A 16,525-nucleotide genomic window follows, 5' to 3' on the forward strand; every position below is an offset into this window, starting at 1 on the left:
GTAACAACATTGAAAATGAGCATTATGTCGTTAAATTCAATGGCTTACTCAGACCAAGAAACCACAAAACCGACTTTTTAGTCGGTTTTGTGGTTTCTGCAATATGGTGATGTTAGTTTTTAATATCCTAATTTTTCACGCACTCGAGCTAACACCCCATCTGCAATTTTACCTGCCTTTTCGGCACCAAGTGCCAAAGCATCATCAATTTCGTTTAGATGGTTCATGTAATAGTTGAACTTTTCGCGTGGTTCTTCAAATTTGTTCAAGATTACTTCATACAAAGCTTGTTTGGCATGTCCGTATCCATAATTACCGGCTAGATAATTGGCACTCATTTCTTCTATTTGGGGCTGCGTTGCCAATATTTTATAAAGTGCAAAAACGTTATCATTGGTGGGGTCCTTTGGATCTTCCATTGGCGTGCTGTCCGTTTGTATACCCATGATCTGCTTTCTCAATTGCTTATCGGTCTGAAACAGGCTTATCAAATTGCCCTTGCTTTTACTCATTTTTGAGCCATCTGTACCCGGTATATACATGGTTTCCTCTTGAACTTTTCCTTCGGGCAGTACAAATGTTTCCCCTAATTGTGCATGAAAACGCGAGGCTACATCGCGAGTTATTTCTATATGCTGCATTTGGTCTTTTCCAACAGGAACTATATTGGCATCATAAAGTAAAATATCCGCGGCCATTAACATCGGGTAGGTAAATAGTCCTGCATTTACATCTTCCAACCTATCTGCCTTGTCCTTAAAGGAGTGTGCCAAGGTTAAACGCTGGTAAGGAAAAAAACAACTTAAATACCAGGAGAGTTCCGTTACCTGAGGTACATCACTTTGTCTATAAAAAACGGTTTTTTCAATATCCAAACCAAAAGCTAACCAAGTAGCGGCCGTAGCATAGGTATTTTGCCTTAATGTTGCCCCTTCTTTAATCTGTGTTAGGGAATGCATATCCGCAATGAATAAAAAAGATTCATTTTTTGGATTTTGAGCCATTTGTATCGCTGGTATTATAGCACCTAAAATGTTCCCTAAATGGGGTGTTCCCGTACTTTGTATACCTGTTAAAATTCTTGCCATGTGCTTTTTCTCTAAGAAGCAAAGGTAAAACAAATACAAAAAAACTAACCTAAATAACTACTTTTGATTTATGCTTGAAACGTTATCTAAAATCGGTCAAAGTATCTACCGGATCTGGTTTTATATTTTGGTTGCCGTACCTATTATCCTGTTTTTTCCCATATTGCTCATATTCGCATCAAAAGAACGTTGGTACCCCCAATTTTTTTGGCTTGCCCGTAATTTTTGGGCCAAACCTATTTTGTACGGTATGTTTTGTTGGCCTAAGATAACCTATGAAGAAAAATTGAAGAAAGGAAAAAGTTATATGCTCGTAGCCAATCATACCAGTATGTTGGATATCATGTTGATGCTTGTAACCAGTAAAAATCCGTTTGTATTTGTAGGCAAGAAAGAATTGGTTGAAATTCCTTTGTTTGGGTTTTTTTATAAGAGGGTTTGCATTATGGTAGACCGTGAGGACTCGCGCAGTAGAACGGGTGTTTACAGAAGGGCACAAAAAAGGCTCCAACAAGGTTTAAGCATTTGTATTTTCCCGGAAGGCGGGGTTCCGGATGAGCATATCATTTTGGATAAATTTAAGGACGGGGCCTTTAAAATGGCCATTGCGCACCAAATTCCTGTGGTACCTATGACATTTTATGATAATAAAGAACGTTTCCCCTTTACATTTTTTAGCGGTGGTCCTGGCAAATGTAGGGCCAAAATCCATTCATTTATCACTACAAAAAATTTGAATGTAACCGATACCGTAAATTTACGCAATACGGTAAGAACGTTAATTTTAAAGGATTTGACATCGATGCTTTAAAATTTAAAATTAACCCCGCTATATACCCCTATGGAATATGGTCTAAACGTACCGTTGATTTCAGAAAAAGTATTTAGTTGATATTTAAAAATAGGCTCAATATTAAACCTGATCTTGGGGGTGAACTTGTAATTTAGGCCAAAACCCATGTTGGCGCTAAAATTGACACTGTTTATATTGTTGGCCTTGCCTATTTCCGTAGTCAGTTCACCAGCGGTCAATGAAACCGCATTATCAATCAAAAATAAGGAGCTGACACCACCAATAAGGTCAATGCCAAATTTTTTGTCCATTAGTGCATAATTCATTTCCAAAGGCAATTCCAGATAGCCTAGTTGTTGCGACATAAAACCCTCCCTGGCAGCAGTTTTTGCACTTACGTCAAAAGAAGTAGTGGCAGTGCTGAATTTATCTGAAGTGACCTTTTTACTTGAAATGGTCAATGAACTTGAGGTTTCGGCATAATCAATTGTTGAAAGCTGTCCGTTTGCGGATAAAGCGTTTTGTGAAGAAGAAAATGCCACATCCTCTGTATTATATCCATAATCTACCTTATTAATACCTGAACGTATGGTCAATTTTTTGGAAACGGCATATGCTACGGAAACCCCATAACTTAAATTGATATTACCAGATTTAGAATTAGGAACAAAAATTGAATTCACGGGTGACCCTTTACCAACGGCATTAAAGTATACAGGGGCAACACTTGGTCCGGCAGACCATTTATTTTTGTTTACGACAATTTTATCTTCTGTATCCTGCTCTTGAATTTCCTCAAAAATGGATTTTTTCCCTATATTATCGGCTACCGCATTTTCATCAGGATTTAGAACGGTAGTGCCTTTCACTTGTTTCTCGATTTCTTTTTGGGTGTCTTGAGCCTTATTTGTCAAAAGGACATCCCCTGATGATAATTTTTGATCGTGTAAATGTTCTTGCTGATTCTCCTTCATGGTAGTGTTAGCCAAACTTTGTTCACTATATGCTCTTTGACCAAATAATTTTGATGCGGAAGGGGTCTTTTCTGTATTGTTATTTATTTGTTGGTCATGGGTTGCCAGTTGAGACTTTTCATTAGATTCGTTACCTAGGTCATTAGGGTCGTCATTTTGCCGCACCAAAGCTTTTTGGCTATTGATATGGCTTTCGCTCCCATTACTTTCAACTTGTGAATGTGCTTGGGCAGCAGTGTTCTCTTGAACTAAAATTTCATCGGTTTCTATATTAGTATCCAACCCATTTTCCAAAGTTTTTAAGGAATCCTTATCGTCAATACTTTTATTGGTATCCACAATTATTTCCTGTAAATTTTCCTTTTCCGTAAACGGATTAAGCAAAAACACCCCTAATGTAATTGCGGCCGCTATACCTCCTATTTGCCACCAAAGGGGTATACCGCGCTTTTTACTTTTTTTGTCAAGTGACGCATCAATGGAACGCCATACCTTATTGTCCGGTGTTTCCTTGAAGTCCAAGAATTTTTCTTGGAAAAATTCGTCTAATTTCTTTTTCTGCATCTTTTAAGATTTCAGGTTTTCAACCAATTGTCATTAGAAAACATGTGTTGTTATCAGCATTAATATTCCAATAATTGATTGGGAAGCTTTTGCTTCTATTTTTTCTTTTAATAATGTGCGGGCCCTTGCAAGATTGGACTTGCTGGTTCCTATAGAGGTCCCAAGTAGCTCGCTAATTTCTTTATGGGTATAACCGTCCAGAACATATAAATTGAACGTTGTACGATATTTATTAGGTAATTCTTGAATATACCTTAACAAGGTCTGAAGACAGATGTCAATATACCCATCATCTATAGTAACCTCTTCCTCAACATTATCGGTAACTACTTTTAAATATTCTTCTCTTCTATATTTCTGTAGTACCGTATTTATGGTTATTCTTTTGATCCACCCTTCAAAAGAGCCTTTTCCCTTATACTGGCCAATTTTATCATAGATGGTCATAAAGCTATCATGAAGGCTATCTTCCGCTTCTGACTTGGAATTGGAATATTTTAGGCAAATGCCATATAAGGTCGTTGCATAGGCCCTGTACAATAGTTCCTGTGCTTTACGATCGTTTTTTTTACAATTTTGTATGAGCTCTTCTAGACTCACAAAGGGATTATTAGATTAAGGTTCGTTTACCGGCACTATTACTTCAAAATATTCAGCTTCGCCTTCGCTGTTGTCACCTGTATAAAATTTGAATTTATAGGGTTCATTATATATAACCGTAAAGTTGAACGAAGCGGTTTGCTCCACTGCTTCCTCCGTACAGTCATCAACATCCAATCTTACAGAACCAATGGCAACGACACTTCTAACGGTCAATGAATCCTTGATTACATCAAAACCCTCATAATTTGTGCAACTGTCCGGTTTTATATAATTGACCTTGATTTCATACGTCCTGTTAAAATCAAAGGATTCCGGTAATTCTGCATCAACAATCTCCAATGCGGTAAAATGGAAGTTTGGCGCATCGTCATCTAGTGAACAACCATTGCTTAAAAAAGCTACCAATGCGGCCAACAGCATAAATTTTGTTCTCATCATATAAATATTTTTTCATAAGATGAAAATAGCTGGCAATGGTTGCGTAGATGCTATTGAGATTTTCTAATATATGGACTTTTAAGCGTTCAATGCTTTAATGGCTTCCCTAATTTTACCGTCCAGTTCTTCAAATAGTTCTGGATTATCCAGTAAAATTCCTTTTACGGCATCACGACCTTGACCTAGTTTGGTATCACCATAGCTAAACCACGATCCACTTTTCTTGATAATTTCATATTCAACACCTAGGTCAATTACTTCACCGACCTTAGAAATGCCTTCCCCGTACATGATATCAAATTCTGTTGTACGAAATGGGGGTGCAACCTTGTTCTTTACAACTTTGACCCTGGTCTTGTTACCTTGTACATTACCGTCCGTATCCTTGATCTGGGTAGACCTTCTTATATCCAGACGAACGGAAGCATAAAACTTAAGGGCGTTACCACCGGTGGTGGTTTCCGGATTTCCGAACATAACCCCAATTTTTTCTCGCAATTGGTTAATGAAAATTACGGTACAATGGGTCTTGCTGATCGATCCTGTAAGTTTTCTCAATGCTTGTGACATTAAACGGGCATGAAGTCCCATTTTAGAATCACCCATTTCTCCTTCGATCTCACTTTTTGGGGTCAAGGCAGCTACGGAATCAATAACGACAATATCAATAGCCCCCGAACGAATTAAATTGTCCGCTATTTCCAGACCTTGTTCACCATTATCCGGTTGTGAAATAATTAAATTATCTATGTCTACACCCAATTTTTGGGCATAGAAACGATCAAATGCATGTTCAGCATCTATAAATGCCGCGATTCCTCCATTTTTTTGGGCTTCGGCAATGGCGTGTAAGGTTAATGTGGTCTTACCCGAAGATTCCGGTCCGTAAATTTCAATTACACGACCTCTAGGATATCCGCCTACACCTAACGCAATATCCAATCCTAATGAGCCGGAAGGTATTACTTCAACGTCTGCAACAACACTATCGCCCATTTTCATTACAGCGCCCTTGCCATAGGTCTTATCCATTTTGTCAAGGGTCAACTTTAATGCTTTTAATTTTGCTTCTTTTTCCGAACTCATTTTTTGATTTTTTTGGAAGGCTAATTTACCATTTCTTTTTTGAATTGTATAATTATGAATCTGATAACGCAACCATTTTAATCTTTAGGCATCTTATTTAAAATTGAACGTAGTTCAATAAAAATATTATCCGTTGTTTTAGTGTCAACGGACTACTGGTGGCTATTTCCTTTTTTTTATGTTCTGAAAGAATGCTATGAAGAAGAAAGAAAATGGAATAGTCAAAAAGAGCCTAGATGCACCTAGGCTCTTTTTATGACCTACCGCTGGACGGTCACTATATCTTTTGATTTCTTAATAATGTTTACTTTTGCACCTTACTTTATTTTTTTAACTTAAAACTATTGGTATAGCATGCAACTGTACAATACATTAAGTGCAAAAGAAAGAGCCGCTTTAATTGAAGAAGCGGGTAAGGAGCGCCTAACCATTTCTTTCTACACCTATGCACATATTGGCAATCCGGAAATATTTAGAAACCATCTGTTCATTCATTGGAACGAACTGGAGGTCCTAGGAAGAATCTATGTCGCTCATGAAGGAATTAATGCACAATTATCCGTGCCGGCAGAGAATTTTGATAAATTCAAGCAGCATTTGGATAGCATTTCCTTTTTGGAAAACGTTCGCCTGAACATTGCCATTGAGCAGGACAATCTTTCTTTTTTAAAATTAAAGGTGAAAGTGCGGCATAAAATTGTAGCAGATGGACTAAACGACCATACTTTTGATGTTACCAATAAAGGCATTCATGTAGATGCAGAAAAGTTCAACGAACTTATTGAAGACCCTGACACCGTATTGGTAGATATGCGCAATCATTACGAAAGTGAAATAGGTCACTTTAAAAATGCAATAACACCTGACGTAGATACATTTAGGGATTCATTGGATATTATTGAGCAGGATTTGGCAGACCATAAAAAGGATAAAAAACTGGTCATGTATTGTACAGGCGGAATCCGCTGTGAAAAAGCCAGTGCTTATTATAAACATAAAGGATTTGAGCAGGTTTATCAATTGGAAGGAGGTATCATAGAGTATACGCGCCAAGTTGAAAAGAAGAAACTTGAAAATAAATTTAAGGGCAAGAATTTTGTGTTCGACCATAGAAGGGGCGAGCGTATAAGTGATGATATTATTGCCAATTGTCACCAATGTGGTGCACCTTGCGATGACCATGTCAATTGCGCCAATGAAGCTTGCCATTTACTATTCATACAATGTAAAAGTTGTGAGGAAAAGATGAACAGCTGTTGTTCAGACGCTTGTAAGGAAATTCATGAATTACCTTATGAAGAACAAAAGGCTTTAAGAAAAGGTAAAGTGGTCAGTAATAAAGTTTTTAAAAAAGGTCGGTCAAAAGTGCTTAAGTTTAAAAAGTAATGTGTGTACTATATAGTAAAATACAGGATTTGCGCTTAAATCAGCTTTATTTTATTAGGAAAGAAATGTAGAGTAGGTAAATAGTAATTGCGTTGTTAAAGGCCCGTCTCTGGTAACTTTATTAAATGATGGCCATAAACTATGCTTTCATATCACATTAAAAAAACTGTATCTTTACCTATAAGTTTTTTATGAACCTTTTTTGGTGAATTTTTAAAAATTCGGCCAAATCAATATATATAATATGGGTTGTAGTAGTTGTTCTACCGGTAAGGATGGACAACCAAAGGGATGCAAGAATAACGGTACTTGCGGTACAGATGGTTGCAATAAACTGACAGTTTTTGACTGGCTTTCAAATATGTCGCTCCCCAACGGGGAACGGCCATTCGATTTTGTTGAGGTAAGATTTAAGAATAGCAGGAAGGAATTTTTCAGGAATACCGAAAATCTTTCACTTTCTATTGGCGATATTGTTGCCACACAGGCCCAATCCGGGCATGATATTGGTATGGTTACCCTAACGGGAGAACTGGTAAGGGTACAGATGAAGCGAAAAAAGGAATCTTTTGACGAAACAAGCGCTTCTAAAATCTACCGTAAGGCCACACAAAAAGATATCGATATTTGGCAAAAATGTCGAAATAGGGAGGAGGAGATTAAAAAGAGAGCGCGCGAAATTGCCATTATCCTTAAACTTCAGATGAAAATTTCAGATGTGGAATTTCAGGGAGATGGTTCCAAGGCCACATTTTATTACACCGCAGATGAACGCGTAGATTTTCGCCAGCTCATAAAGGATATGGCAAAAGCTTTTGGTATACGTATTGAAATGCGCCAAATAGGTTACCGTCAAGAAGCCCAACGTCTGGGAGGAATTGGTTCTTGTGGTAGGGAACTATGTTGTTCTACATGGCTTACGGACTTTAGATCGGTGAGTACTTCTGCGGCACGTTACCAACAATTATCCCTAAATCCACAGAAATTGGCAGGACAATGTGGTAAACTCAAATGTTGCCTTAACTATGAGTTGGACGTATATTTGGACGCCCTAAAGGATTTTCCTTCCCAAGACACCAAATTATTTACCGATAAGGGATTGGCATTTTGTCAGAAGACAGATATTTTTAAGGAAATGTTGTGGTTTTCCTATAAAGAAGACCCGGGCAACTGGCATGTTCTTACCAAGGACCAAGTGAATACAATTTTGGCCAAGAATAAAAAGAAGGAAAAAGTTGCTAGTTTGGAAATGTATGCAATTGATGTCAATGTAGAAGAAAAAGTGGTTTTTGAAAATGTTGTAGGTCAAGATAGCTTAACCCGTTTTGATAAGCCCAAGGGCAAGAACACTAGAAATAAGAACAAGAATAGAAACCGAAATAAGAACAAGAACAGAAATCGTAAAAGAAATCAAAAAAATGCGTAATCTATCTTTTTGCATTTTGGCGGTAATGTTTATTTCCTCCTGTAATTCCAATATCGTACAGTCAGAATACCAATCTTTAAAGGACGGTGTTTGGGACAAGGACAATGTTCTTGAATTTTCTGTTGAGACCAATGATACGGTACAACCGCATAATATATTTATAAATGTGCGCAATGATACTAAATATCCATATAGCAATCTATTTATCATTGCTGCAATGACAACTCCGGAAGGTGAGGTAACGAAAGATACGTTGGAATATGCTATGGCCTTACCGGACGGCACGTGGTTAGGAAAAGGAAGTGGTAGTGTCAAGGAAAATAAATTATGGTATAAGGAAGACATCGTTTTTGGGTCTTCTGGCGTATATACTATAGAGGTTTCGCACGCAATGCGTAAAAATGGCAGTGTTACTGGTATTATTGGCCTTGAAGGTATAACAGACGTAGGAATAGAAGTAACAAAAAACAATCCGTAATTATGGCAAAAGCGGTTAAAAAGAAAGTAACGAACAATAGTTTCACCAAATTCATTTTATGGTTTTGGATTTTATTCATTTCAGGCTTTGCCTTGGTAGCCCTAATATTTCTATCGGCTTCTTGGGGCTTGTTCGGAGAATTGCCACCATATGAATATCTAGAAAACCCGCAGACCAATTTGGCTTCGCAGATTATTTCTTCCGATGGTACGCTATTAGGAAAATTTTATTTGGACGATAACCGCACGGATGTAAAATTTGAAGATCTGCCAGATAATTTGGTCAATGCATTGATCGCAACCGAAGATGCCCGTTTTAGAGACCATTCTGGAATAGATGCTAGGGGTACGGTTAGGGCTTTTGCATATTTAGGTAGCAAAGGTGGGGCAAGTACCATATCTCAACAGTTGGCAAGACAACTTTTTGTAGGTGTGCGTTCCAGAAGTAAGTTCGATGCCATAAAGCAGAAAATAAAGGAATGGGTCTTGGCAATCCGGTTAGAGCGTAGTTATACCAAGGAAGAGATTATAAGTATGTATTTTAATATTTATGATTTTGGTAATAATGCAGACGGAATTAGATCAGCGGCACGTATCTATTTTGGCAAAGAACCAAAAGATCTTAAAACAGAGGAATCTGCCATGTTGGTGGGTATGTTCAAGAATTCATCGTTGTTCAACCCACTACGAAGGGAAGAAATGGTCAAGAATAGGAGAGATGTAGTACTTGCCCAAATGGCCAAATACGATTACATTACCCCAGTAGAGAAAGATTCCCTACAAGCCCTAAAAATGGATATTAATTTTAATCCTGAAAACCATAGGGAAGGTTTGGCCACCTATTTTAGAATGTACCTGCAACGTTTTATGAAGGAGTGGATCGAAAAGAATCCTAAGCCTGCTATAGATGGGGGGCGTGACCGTTACAACCTTTATTTGGACGGCCTAAAGATTTACACGACCATAGATTCAAAGATGCAAGCCAATGCGGAAGAGGCCGTTGAGGAGCATATGACCAAACTTCAAGCAGAATTCTTTAACCAAAATACCCCTGCTAGGAACAAGACCACACCTTTTTCGGATATTACACCAGAGGAAACCACCATGATTATGGAACGGGCCATGAAAACATCGGAGAGGTGGCGTATTATGAAAGAGGCCGGAAAATCTGAAAAGGAGATTCGCGAGTCTTTTAACAAAAAAACGGAAATGACTGTTTTTGATTGGAACAGTGATACAAAGGAAAAGGATACCGTACTTACCCCAATGGATTCCATTCGTTATTACAAAACTTTTTTAAGAACGGCAATGATGTCCATGGAACCTCAGACAGGCCATGTAAAGGCTTGGGTGGGGGGCATAAATTATAAACATTTTCAATATGATAATGTTATCCAAGGAGCTAGGCAGGCCGGATCTACCTTTAAACCTTTTGTGTATGCTGCCGCTATAGATCAATTGAGATTATCTCCCTGCGAAACTAGGCCAGATACACAATATTGTATAGAAGCCGGCAAGCATGGTAATATTGAACCTTGGTGCCCTAGAAACTCGGACTTAAAATATTCAGGTAAGAGTTTTACATTAAAAACGGCCTTGGCAAATTCCGTAAATACCGTAACAGCGCAATTAATTGATGAGGTAGGACCTAAATCTGTAGTAAGCATGGTGCGTAATCTAGGGCTTACCGGTGATATTCTGGAAGTACCTGCTATAGCCTTGGGTACATTGGACGCCAATGTGTATGAAATGGTAGGTGCGTATGGAGCATTTGCAAACCAAGGTGTTTATGTAAAACCGGTAATGGTTACACGTATAGAAAACAAGGATGGTACTGTTCTATATGAATATGTACCCGAAACAAAGGATGTTTTGAGCAAGGATGTTTCTTACGCAATTTTAGATTTGATGAAAGGGGTAACCCAAGGGGGTTCCGGTACACGATTGAGAACAACGGGAGTTAATAAATGGAGAGGAGAGTATGATGAGATCATTACCGGGTATCCTTATAAATTAACGAACCCTATTGCGGGTAAAACTGGTACTACACAAAATAATAGTGATGGTTGGTTTATGGGCATGGTACCCAACTTGGTAACCGGTGTTTGGGTAGGTGGCGAAGAGAGATCTGTGCATTTTAAAAGTATTACCTATGGGCAGGGCGCCTCAATGGCTCTACCTATTTGGGGGTTATATATGACCAAGAATTATGCGGATGAAGAACTAGGGGTTTCCAAGGGAGATTTTGAGAAGCCCGAGAATATGTCAATTGAGATAGACTGTGAAAAGTTTTCCGCTACCAATAAGGAGGAAGATGATATTGAAGATGACCTTGAAGACCTTGATTTTTAAGAAATTTGAACTATAAAATATTATGAAAGTCTTAGCATTCGCTAAGACTTTTTTATTAAGTCCCATTTTTAATCGATAAATTAGTGACAAGATAATTAATAAGAAAATGATACGTAAGACTGTAAAAGATGTAAGTGATGCATTGGCAGGAATACATGACGGAATGACCTTTATGTTAGGTGGTTTTGGCCTATGTGGTATACCTGAGAACGCTATTAGTGAATTGGTACGATTGGGTGTAAAAGATCTTACCTGTATTTCCAATAATGCGGGAGTTGATGATTTTGGCCTAGGGTTATTGTTGCATCAACATCAAATTAAAAAAATGGTTTCATCCTATGTTGGGGAGAACGATGAGTTTGAACGACAAATGCTTAGCGGCGAATTAGAAGTTGAATTGACACCACAAGGAACCTTAGCGGAAAAATGCAGGGCCGCACAAGCGGGTATACCGGCTTTTTATACACCCGCGGGTTACGGAACGGAGGTCGCAGAAGGAAAAGAGGTCAGGGAGTTCAATGGTAAAATGTATATTCTTGAAAAGGCGTTCAAAGCTGACTTTGCATTTGTAAAAGCATGGAAGGGAGATGTGGCGGGAAATCTAATTTTTAAGGGAACTTCAAGAAATTTCAACCCTTGTATGTGCGGTGCCGCCACTATTACCGTTGCGGAAGTGGAAAAATTGGTCCCAGCGGGGGAATTAGACCCAAATCAAATACATATTCCCGGTATTTTTGTACAACGCATTTTTCAAGGTACCGATTACGAAAAAAGAATAGAACAACGAACAGTACGTCAAAAATAAAACCATGTTAGATAAAAACGGCATTGCCAAAAGAATTGCACAAGAAGTAGAGGATGGCTTTTATGTTAACCTTGGCATTGGTATCCCAACATTGGTGGCCAATTATGTGCGTGATGATATAAGTGTGGAATTTCAGAGTGAAAACGGTATTTTGGGTATGGGACCTTTTCCCATTGAAGGAGAAGAGGATGCGGATTTGATTAACGCAGGAAAACAGACCATTACCGCCCTACCAGGAGCATCATTTTTTGATTCTGCAACTAGTTTTGGTATGATTAGGGGCAAGCATGTAGATCTTACGATATTAGGAGCCATGGAGGTGGCGCAAAACGGAGATATCGCCAATTGGAAAATTCCGGGTAAAATGGTCAAAGGCATGGGCGGCGCTATGGACTTGGTCGCATCTGCAGAAAATATTATCGTAGCAATGATGCATACGAACAGGGCTGGAGAATCTAAATTATTGAAGCAATGTACCTTACCTTTAACCGGTGTAGGTTGTGTAAAGAAAATAGTGACCAATTTGGCTGTGCTAGAAGTTACTGAAAATGGTTTTTTATTGTTGGAACGTGCTCCAGGAGTTTCTGTAGATGAAATTAGGGAAGCAACGGAAGGTGTCTTGATCGTTAATGGCAATGTTCCCGAAATGAATATTCAATAAGGTTCATTGGGCGATGAAATTTGATTTTTATATTTTATACCACATTAGGTAAAGACTACACAACAATAATTTTAAAAATAACGGAGTTATATTGTATCTTTAAGATGTAAAATAACCAGATAACCTTTTAATACAGTAAAACCACATGAACTCCCAAATTAACCACATTGCTTCTGAGGAAAAAGTACAAGTTTACCGTAACGATTTTATCAGCGGTTTCTTGAGACTTACAAAAAAGTTATTTATGATATAAATTACTTTTAACAAAATGTAAAGAGCGACTTTTTGAGTCGCTCTTTTTTTTTGCTCTTTTTTTATTTTTCAAAATTGTACCGAGCCCTAATATTAGGTTGTTGAACGTTGCCATTCTAAATATTTAGATTTCACAACAAGTTTTAAGCGATTGACCACATAAATTAAAATGTAAGAAAAAGACTACATATATTTGAAATGTAATTTAGAGTGAATCCCAAATCGCGCTATAAACTTAACCTAATATGAAGCTCTTGTTGAATTGCCTGATACTGACAATATTTTTTGCGTCCTGTTCCAAAATTGAGGAAAATAATGATCCAATTATAGGTATTTGGAAACACACGGTCAAAACCGCTACAAATACAAACAAAATGGTCATAGATAATGAGGAATATATCTTTAATGATGTATATCTAGGTAGATTTCATGGGTATAAAGAGGGTCAAATTGTATTTCTGACCGATTTTAAATGGACATATGAAAACGGTCATTATATAGTTAGCTATCCCGGAACGGATTTTCCTAATGATGTTCTGGAAATGAAAGAGACAGAGGAAGGTACCATGCTCATACGTTCACAAGGCAATATTTTTGCCCTTAAGACCAACTAAAAATAGTTTTATAATTATTTATAATGAATTAACCGTGGAATGCCCATCTAAACTATAGTTTATATTTCCCCCGATTAGGAGCAAAGAAATTTGCTCCTTTTTTTATATTCGTACTATGGAACTTAACTATACCCTATGTACGTTAACTGACCTGAAATCATTAAAGGAAATATCAGAGCAGACATTTATTGCTGCCTTTGAAAAGGATAACAATCCTCAAGATTTTAAGAACTATATTTCATCTGCCTTTGCCCTTGAAAAAATTAAAGAAGAGCTTCTTGATGAAAATAGTTTCTTTTATTTCGCACGAATAAAGGACAACATTGTCGGTTATTTTAAACTTAATATTAATAGTGCGCAAACAGATATTAAAAAAGCCGATTATATTGAACTTGAACGCATATATGTTTTACCACAATATCAAGGTAAGGGTCTGGGCAAGAAAATATTGAACTTTATAAAACGTCTACCTCTAGTTAAACATAAAGAGCGATTATGGTTAGGGGTGTGGGAAAACAATACAAAGGCCATAAATTTTTATCAAAATAACGGTTTCGTAAAGTTTGGGACACATCCATACTTAATTGGATCTGACCAACAGACAGATTGGTTAATGGGTTTTAAATTAAGTACCTTGTTATAAAAATTTACGGTAATGAAAATCAGTTTTTTTACGTTATGTCTACTGTTCGGTTTTATAGGCAATACACAACAACCTTATTTTCCAAATGCCCATTCAAGATGGGAACAACGGTCACCAAATGATTTTCATATAGATGAGTCAAAGTTAAATTCAGCGGTTGCTTTCGCAGAAGCCAATGAATATTCTGGATCCAGAGATTTAAGAATTGCTATATTAAAGGGTTTTGAGCGCGAGCCCTTCCATCAGATTATAGGACCTACCAAAAAACGGGGAGGCCCGGCCGGATTGATCATTAAAGATGGTTACATAGTTGCGCAATGGGGAGATATCAAAAGAGTGGATATGACCTTTAGCGTTACTAAAAGCTTTTTAAGTACAATGGCTGGTCTGGCCGAGGATAAAGGGTTGATACGGGATACTAAAGATTTGGTTGGCGATTATATTTGGGACGGCACCTTTGATGGGGCACACAATGCTAAGATTACCTGGGAACATTTATTGCAGCAAAATTCCGCTTGGTCTGGTGAACTTTGGGGAGGTAAGGACTGGGCAGATAGGCCACCACGGAACGGGGGTATTGATGATTGGAAACTGGATACCCCAAAAGAGCCTGGTACCGTCATGGAGTATAACGATGTTAGGGTTAACGTACTTGCCTATGCTTTGACCCATGTTTGGCGTAAACCTATGCCACTTGTATTAAAAGAACATATCATGGATAAAATTGGGGCTTCTTCTACATGGCGGTGGTTTGGTTATGATAATGCTTGGACAGAAATTGACGGTTTGCAAATGAAATCAGTTACTGGGGGTGGGCATTCCGGAGCAGGTATATTTATAAATGCAGAGGACATGGCACGTTTCGGTCTTCTATTTTTAAATAATGGAAAATGGCAAAATGAACAATTAGTTTCATCCAATTGGATTAAAAAAGCTACCAAACCGTCTATTCCTAATGTAAATTATGGGTTTATGTGGTGGCTTAACAAAAAAGGTGAAAGGCATTGGCAAGGTCTATCTGAAGATATTTATTACGCCGCAGGTTTTGGAGGAAATTTTATCGTGATTGATAAAACCCATAATATGGTCGTTGTTACACGTTGGTTAGAACCGAACAAAATTGGGGATTTCATGACTAAAATCAACTCGGCATTTAATTAAGGTTGCATAATATTTCTGCCGCTTTTTCCAATGTCTCTTTCTTTTTGGCAAAACAAAACCTAAGCATATAATCATTTCTATTAGCTACATTGAAGGAAGATATAGGTATAGAAGCCAATCCGCTTTCTATTATAAGGCGTTCTGCCAATACTTCATCTCTTTCCTTAGTTAAGGGAGTGTATTGCAATAGTTGAAAATAGGTGCCTTGGGAAGGTTTATATTTAAATTTAGACGATTTTATCCCATCTAGAAAGAAATCACGTTTTTTCTGGTAAAAATCATTCAATTCTAAATAGTGCGATGCATTTTTTAGATAGGTTGCCATTGCGCGTTGTACTGGATGGTCAACACAAAAAACAGCAAATTGATGTACTTTTCTGAATTCAGCCATAAGGCTTTCCGGCGCAGCACAATACCCCATTTTCCATCCGGTAACATGAAAAGTTTTTCCAAAGGAAGCGCATACAAAGGTTCTATTTGCTAAACCCGGAAATTTTGAAGCACTTTCATGATCTGCCCCATCAAAAATAATATGTTCATAAACTTCATCACTTAATAAAATAACATTGGTCGGCTTTAAAATTGCTTCTAATTGTTCCATATCCATTTTTGACAAAATTGTACCACTGGGATTATGTGGAGTGTTGATGATGACCATTTTGGTCTTATCGGTTAATTGTTGCCGGAAAAGATGCCAATCTATTTTATAATCGGGAGCATTTAATTGAAGATATACGGGTATTCCACCATTTAACCTAATAGCAGGCTCGTAACAATCGTAAGCCGGCTTTATGACAATTACCTCATCACCTTTATGAATAAATGCCGTAATGGCCGTAAAGATAGCTTGAGTGGCCCCCACAGTAATAGTTATCTCACGTTCCGGACTATAGCTATGACCATGCAACTGTGCTATTTTTTCTGAGATCACTTCCCTAAGTCCATAATACCCTTGCATAGGGGCATATTGGTTATGACCATGTTGCATGGCATCATTTACCAAAGACATCAATGTCCGGTCCGCTTCAAAATTGGGAAATCCTTGGGACAGGTCTATTGCATTATACTTTCTGGCTAGATTTCCTACGGTCGTAAAAATTGTGGTTTCTACTTTAGGTAATTTAGGGTTGCCTATATGTGAACTATATTCCATGGTAGTAAATGTAAGAAATTCAAAAATGTACATAAAAAAGGCCCAACCT

16 protein-coding genes are annotated in these 16,525 nt (G+C 37.7%); 10 read left to right on the forward strand and 6 right to left on the reverse strand.

From position 1 onward, the window contains the following. Positions 1 to 119 precede the first annotated feature (119 nt). Positions 120 to 1,088 carry a tryptophan--tRNA ligase gene (gene trpS, locus Q2T41_RS10025; RefSeq protein WP_304435965.1) on the reverse strand — a complete coding sequence of 323 codons (969 nt, stop codon included), beginning with the start codon at positions 1,086 to 1,088 and terminating at the stop codon, positions 120 to 122. A gap of 70 nt (positions 1,089 to 1,158) precedes the next feature. Between trpS and Q2T41_RS10030 the strand changes: the two genes are divergently transcribed. Further along, a complete protein-coding gene (locus Q2T41_RS10030; RefSeq protein ID WP_304435966.1) occupies positions 1,159 to 1,899 on the forward strand; it encodes a lysophospholipid acyltransferase family protein in 741 nt (246 codons plus the stop codon). Here Q2T41_RS10030 and Q2T41_RS10035 read toward each other — a convergent pair. The 4 genes from Q2T41_RS10035 to recA form a co-directional block, all read right to left on the reverse strand. Continuing rightward, positions 1,896 to 3,419, reverse strand: a complete 1,524-nt coding sequence (locus Q2T41_RS10035) for a hypothetical protein (protein WP_304435967.1) — start codon at positions 3,417 to 3,419, stop codon at positions 1,896 to 1,898. The genes Q2T41_RS10030 and Q2T41_RS10035 overlap by 4 nt on opposite strands. 33 nt (positions 3,420 to 3,452) lie before the next feature. After that, on the reverse strand, positions 3,453 to 4,019 hold the full coding sequence (locus Q2T41_RS10040) for an RNA polymerase sigma factor (RefSeq protein WP_304435968.1): 567 nt from the start codon (positions 4,017 to 4,019) through the stop codon (positions 3,453 to 3,455). A gap of 15 nt (positions 4,020 to 4,034) precedes the next feature. Further along, positions 4,035 to 4,460, reverse strand: a complete 426-nt coding sequence (locus Q2T41_RS10045) for a hypothetical protein (RefSeq protein WP_245838723.1) — start codon at positions 4,458 to 4,460, stop codon at positions 4,035 to 4,037. A 78-nt stretch (positions 4,461 to 4,538) separates the two neighbouring features. Then, positions 4,539 to 5,546 carry a recombinase RecA gene (recA, locus tag Q2T41_RS10050; protein ID WP_089258472.1) on the reverse strand — a complete coding sequence of 336 codons (1,008 nt, stop codon included), beginning with the start codon at positions 5,544 to 5,546 and terminating at the stop codon, positions 4,539 to 4,541. Between the two features lie 354 nt (positions 5,547 to 5,900). Here recA and trhO point away from each other — a divergent pair, with 354 nt between their 5' ends. The 9 genes from trhO (at position 5,901) to Q2T41_RS10095 (ending at position 15,323) form a co-directional block, all read left to right on the forward strand. Then, positions 5,901 to 6,932: an oxygen-dependent tRNA uridine(34) hydroxylase TrhO gene (gene trhO, locus Q2T41_RS10055; protein ID WP_304435969.1), complete on the forward strand. Its 1,032-nt coding sequence runs from the start codon at positions 5,901 to 5,903 to the stop codon at positions 6,930 to 6,932. Between the two features lie 244 nt (positions 6,933 to 7,176). Beyond that, the gene (locus Q2T41_RS10060) at positions 7,177 to 8,358 is read left to right on the forward strand and encodes a PSP1 domain-containing protein (RefSeq protein ID WP_304435970.1); all 1,182 of its coding nucleotides are present in this window, start codon (positions 7,177 to 7,179) and stop codon (positions 8,356 to 8,358) included. Beyond that, a complete protein-coding gene (locus Q2T41_RS10065; protein WP_089258478.1) occupies positions 8,351 to 8,836 on the forward strand; it encodes a gliding motility lipoprotein GldH in 486 nt (161 codons plus the stop codon). Before Q2T41_RS10060 ends, Q2T41_RS10065 begins: the two co-directional genes overlap by 8 nt. 2 nt (positions 8,837 to 8,838) lie before the next feature. Beyond that, entirely contained in the window at positions 8,839 to 11,187 is a 2,349-nt protein-coding gene (locus tag Q2T41_RS10070) for a transglycosylase domain-containing protein (RefSeq protein ID WP_304435971.1), read from the forward strand. 106 nt (positions 11,188 to 11,293) lie between these two features. Beyond that, positions 11,294 to 11,992 carry a CoA transferase subunit A gene (locus Q2T41_RS10075; protein ID WP_304435972.1) on the forward strand — a complete coding sequence of 233 codons (699 nt, stop codon included), beginning with the start codon at positions 11,294 to 11,296 and terminating at the stop codon, positions 11,990 to 11,992. Between the two features lie 4 nt (positions 11,993 to 11,996). Further along, positions 11,997 to 12,653 (forward strand): CoA transferase subunit B, encoded by a 657-nt coding sequence (locus Q2T41_RS10080; RefSeq protein WP_304435973.1) that lies wholly within the window; start codon positions 11,997 to 11,999, stop codon positions 12,651 to 12,653. A gap of 497 nt (positions 12,654 to 13,150) precedes the next feature. Then, complete coding sequence (locus Q2T41_RS10085) at positions 13,151 to 13,519, forward strand: hypothetical protein (protein WP_304435974.1); 369 nt, start codon at positions 13,151 to 13,153, stop codon at positions 13,517 to 13,519. A 115-nt stretch (positions 13,520 to 13,634) separates the two neighbouring features. Further along, the gene (locus tag Q2T41_RS10090; protein WP_304435975.1) at positions 13,635 to 14,162 is read left to right on the forward strand and encodes a GNAT family N-acetyltransferase; all 528 of its coding nucleotides are present in this window, start codon (positions 13,635 to 13,637) and stop codon (positions 14,160 to 14,162) included. Between the two features lie 12 nt (positions 14,163 to 14,174). Next, positions 14,175 to 15,323 (forward strand): serine hydrolase domain-containing protein, encoded by a 1,149-nt coding sequence (locus tag Q2T41_RS10095; RefSeq protein WP_304435976.1) that lies wholly within the window; start codon positions 14,175 to 14,177, stop codon positions 15,321 to 15,323. On the opposite strand, the gene Q2T41_RS10100 is transcribed toward Q2T41_RS10095, so the two are convergent. Then, positions 15,316 to 16,476, reverse strand: a complete 1,161-nt coding sequence (locus tag Q2T41_RS10100) for a methionine aminotransferase (RefSeq protein ID WP_304435977.1) — start codon at positions 16,474 to 16,476, stop codon at positions 15,316 to 15,318. The two genes, Q2T41_RS10095 and Q2T41_RS10100, sit on opposite strands and share 8 nt — an antisense overlap. Positions 16,477 to 16,525: the final 49 nt, after the last annotated feature.

The organism is Maribacter confluentis, from assembly GCF_030505015.1.
GTDB lineage: Bacteria > Bacteroidota > Bacteroidia > Flavobacteriales > Flavobacteriaceae > Maribacter > Maribacter sedimenticola.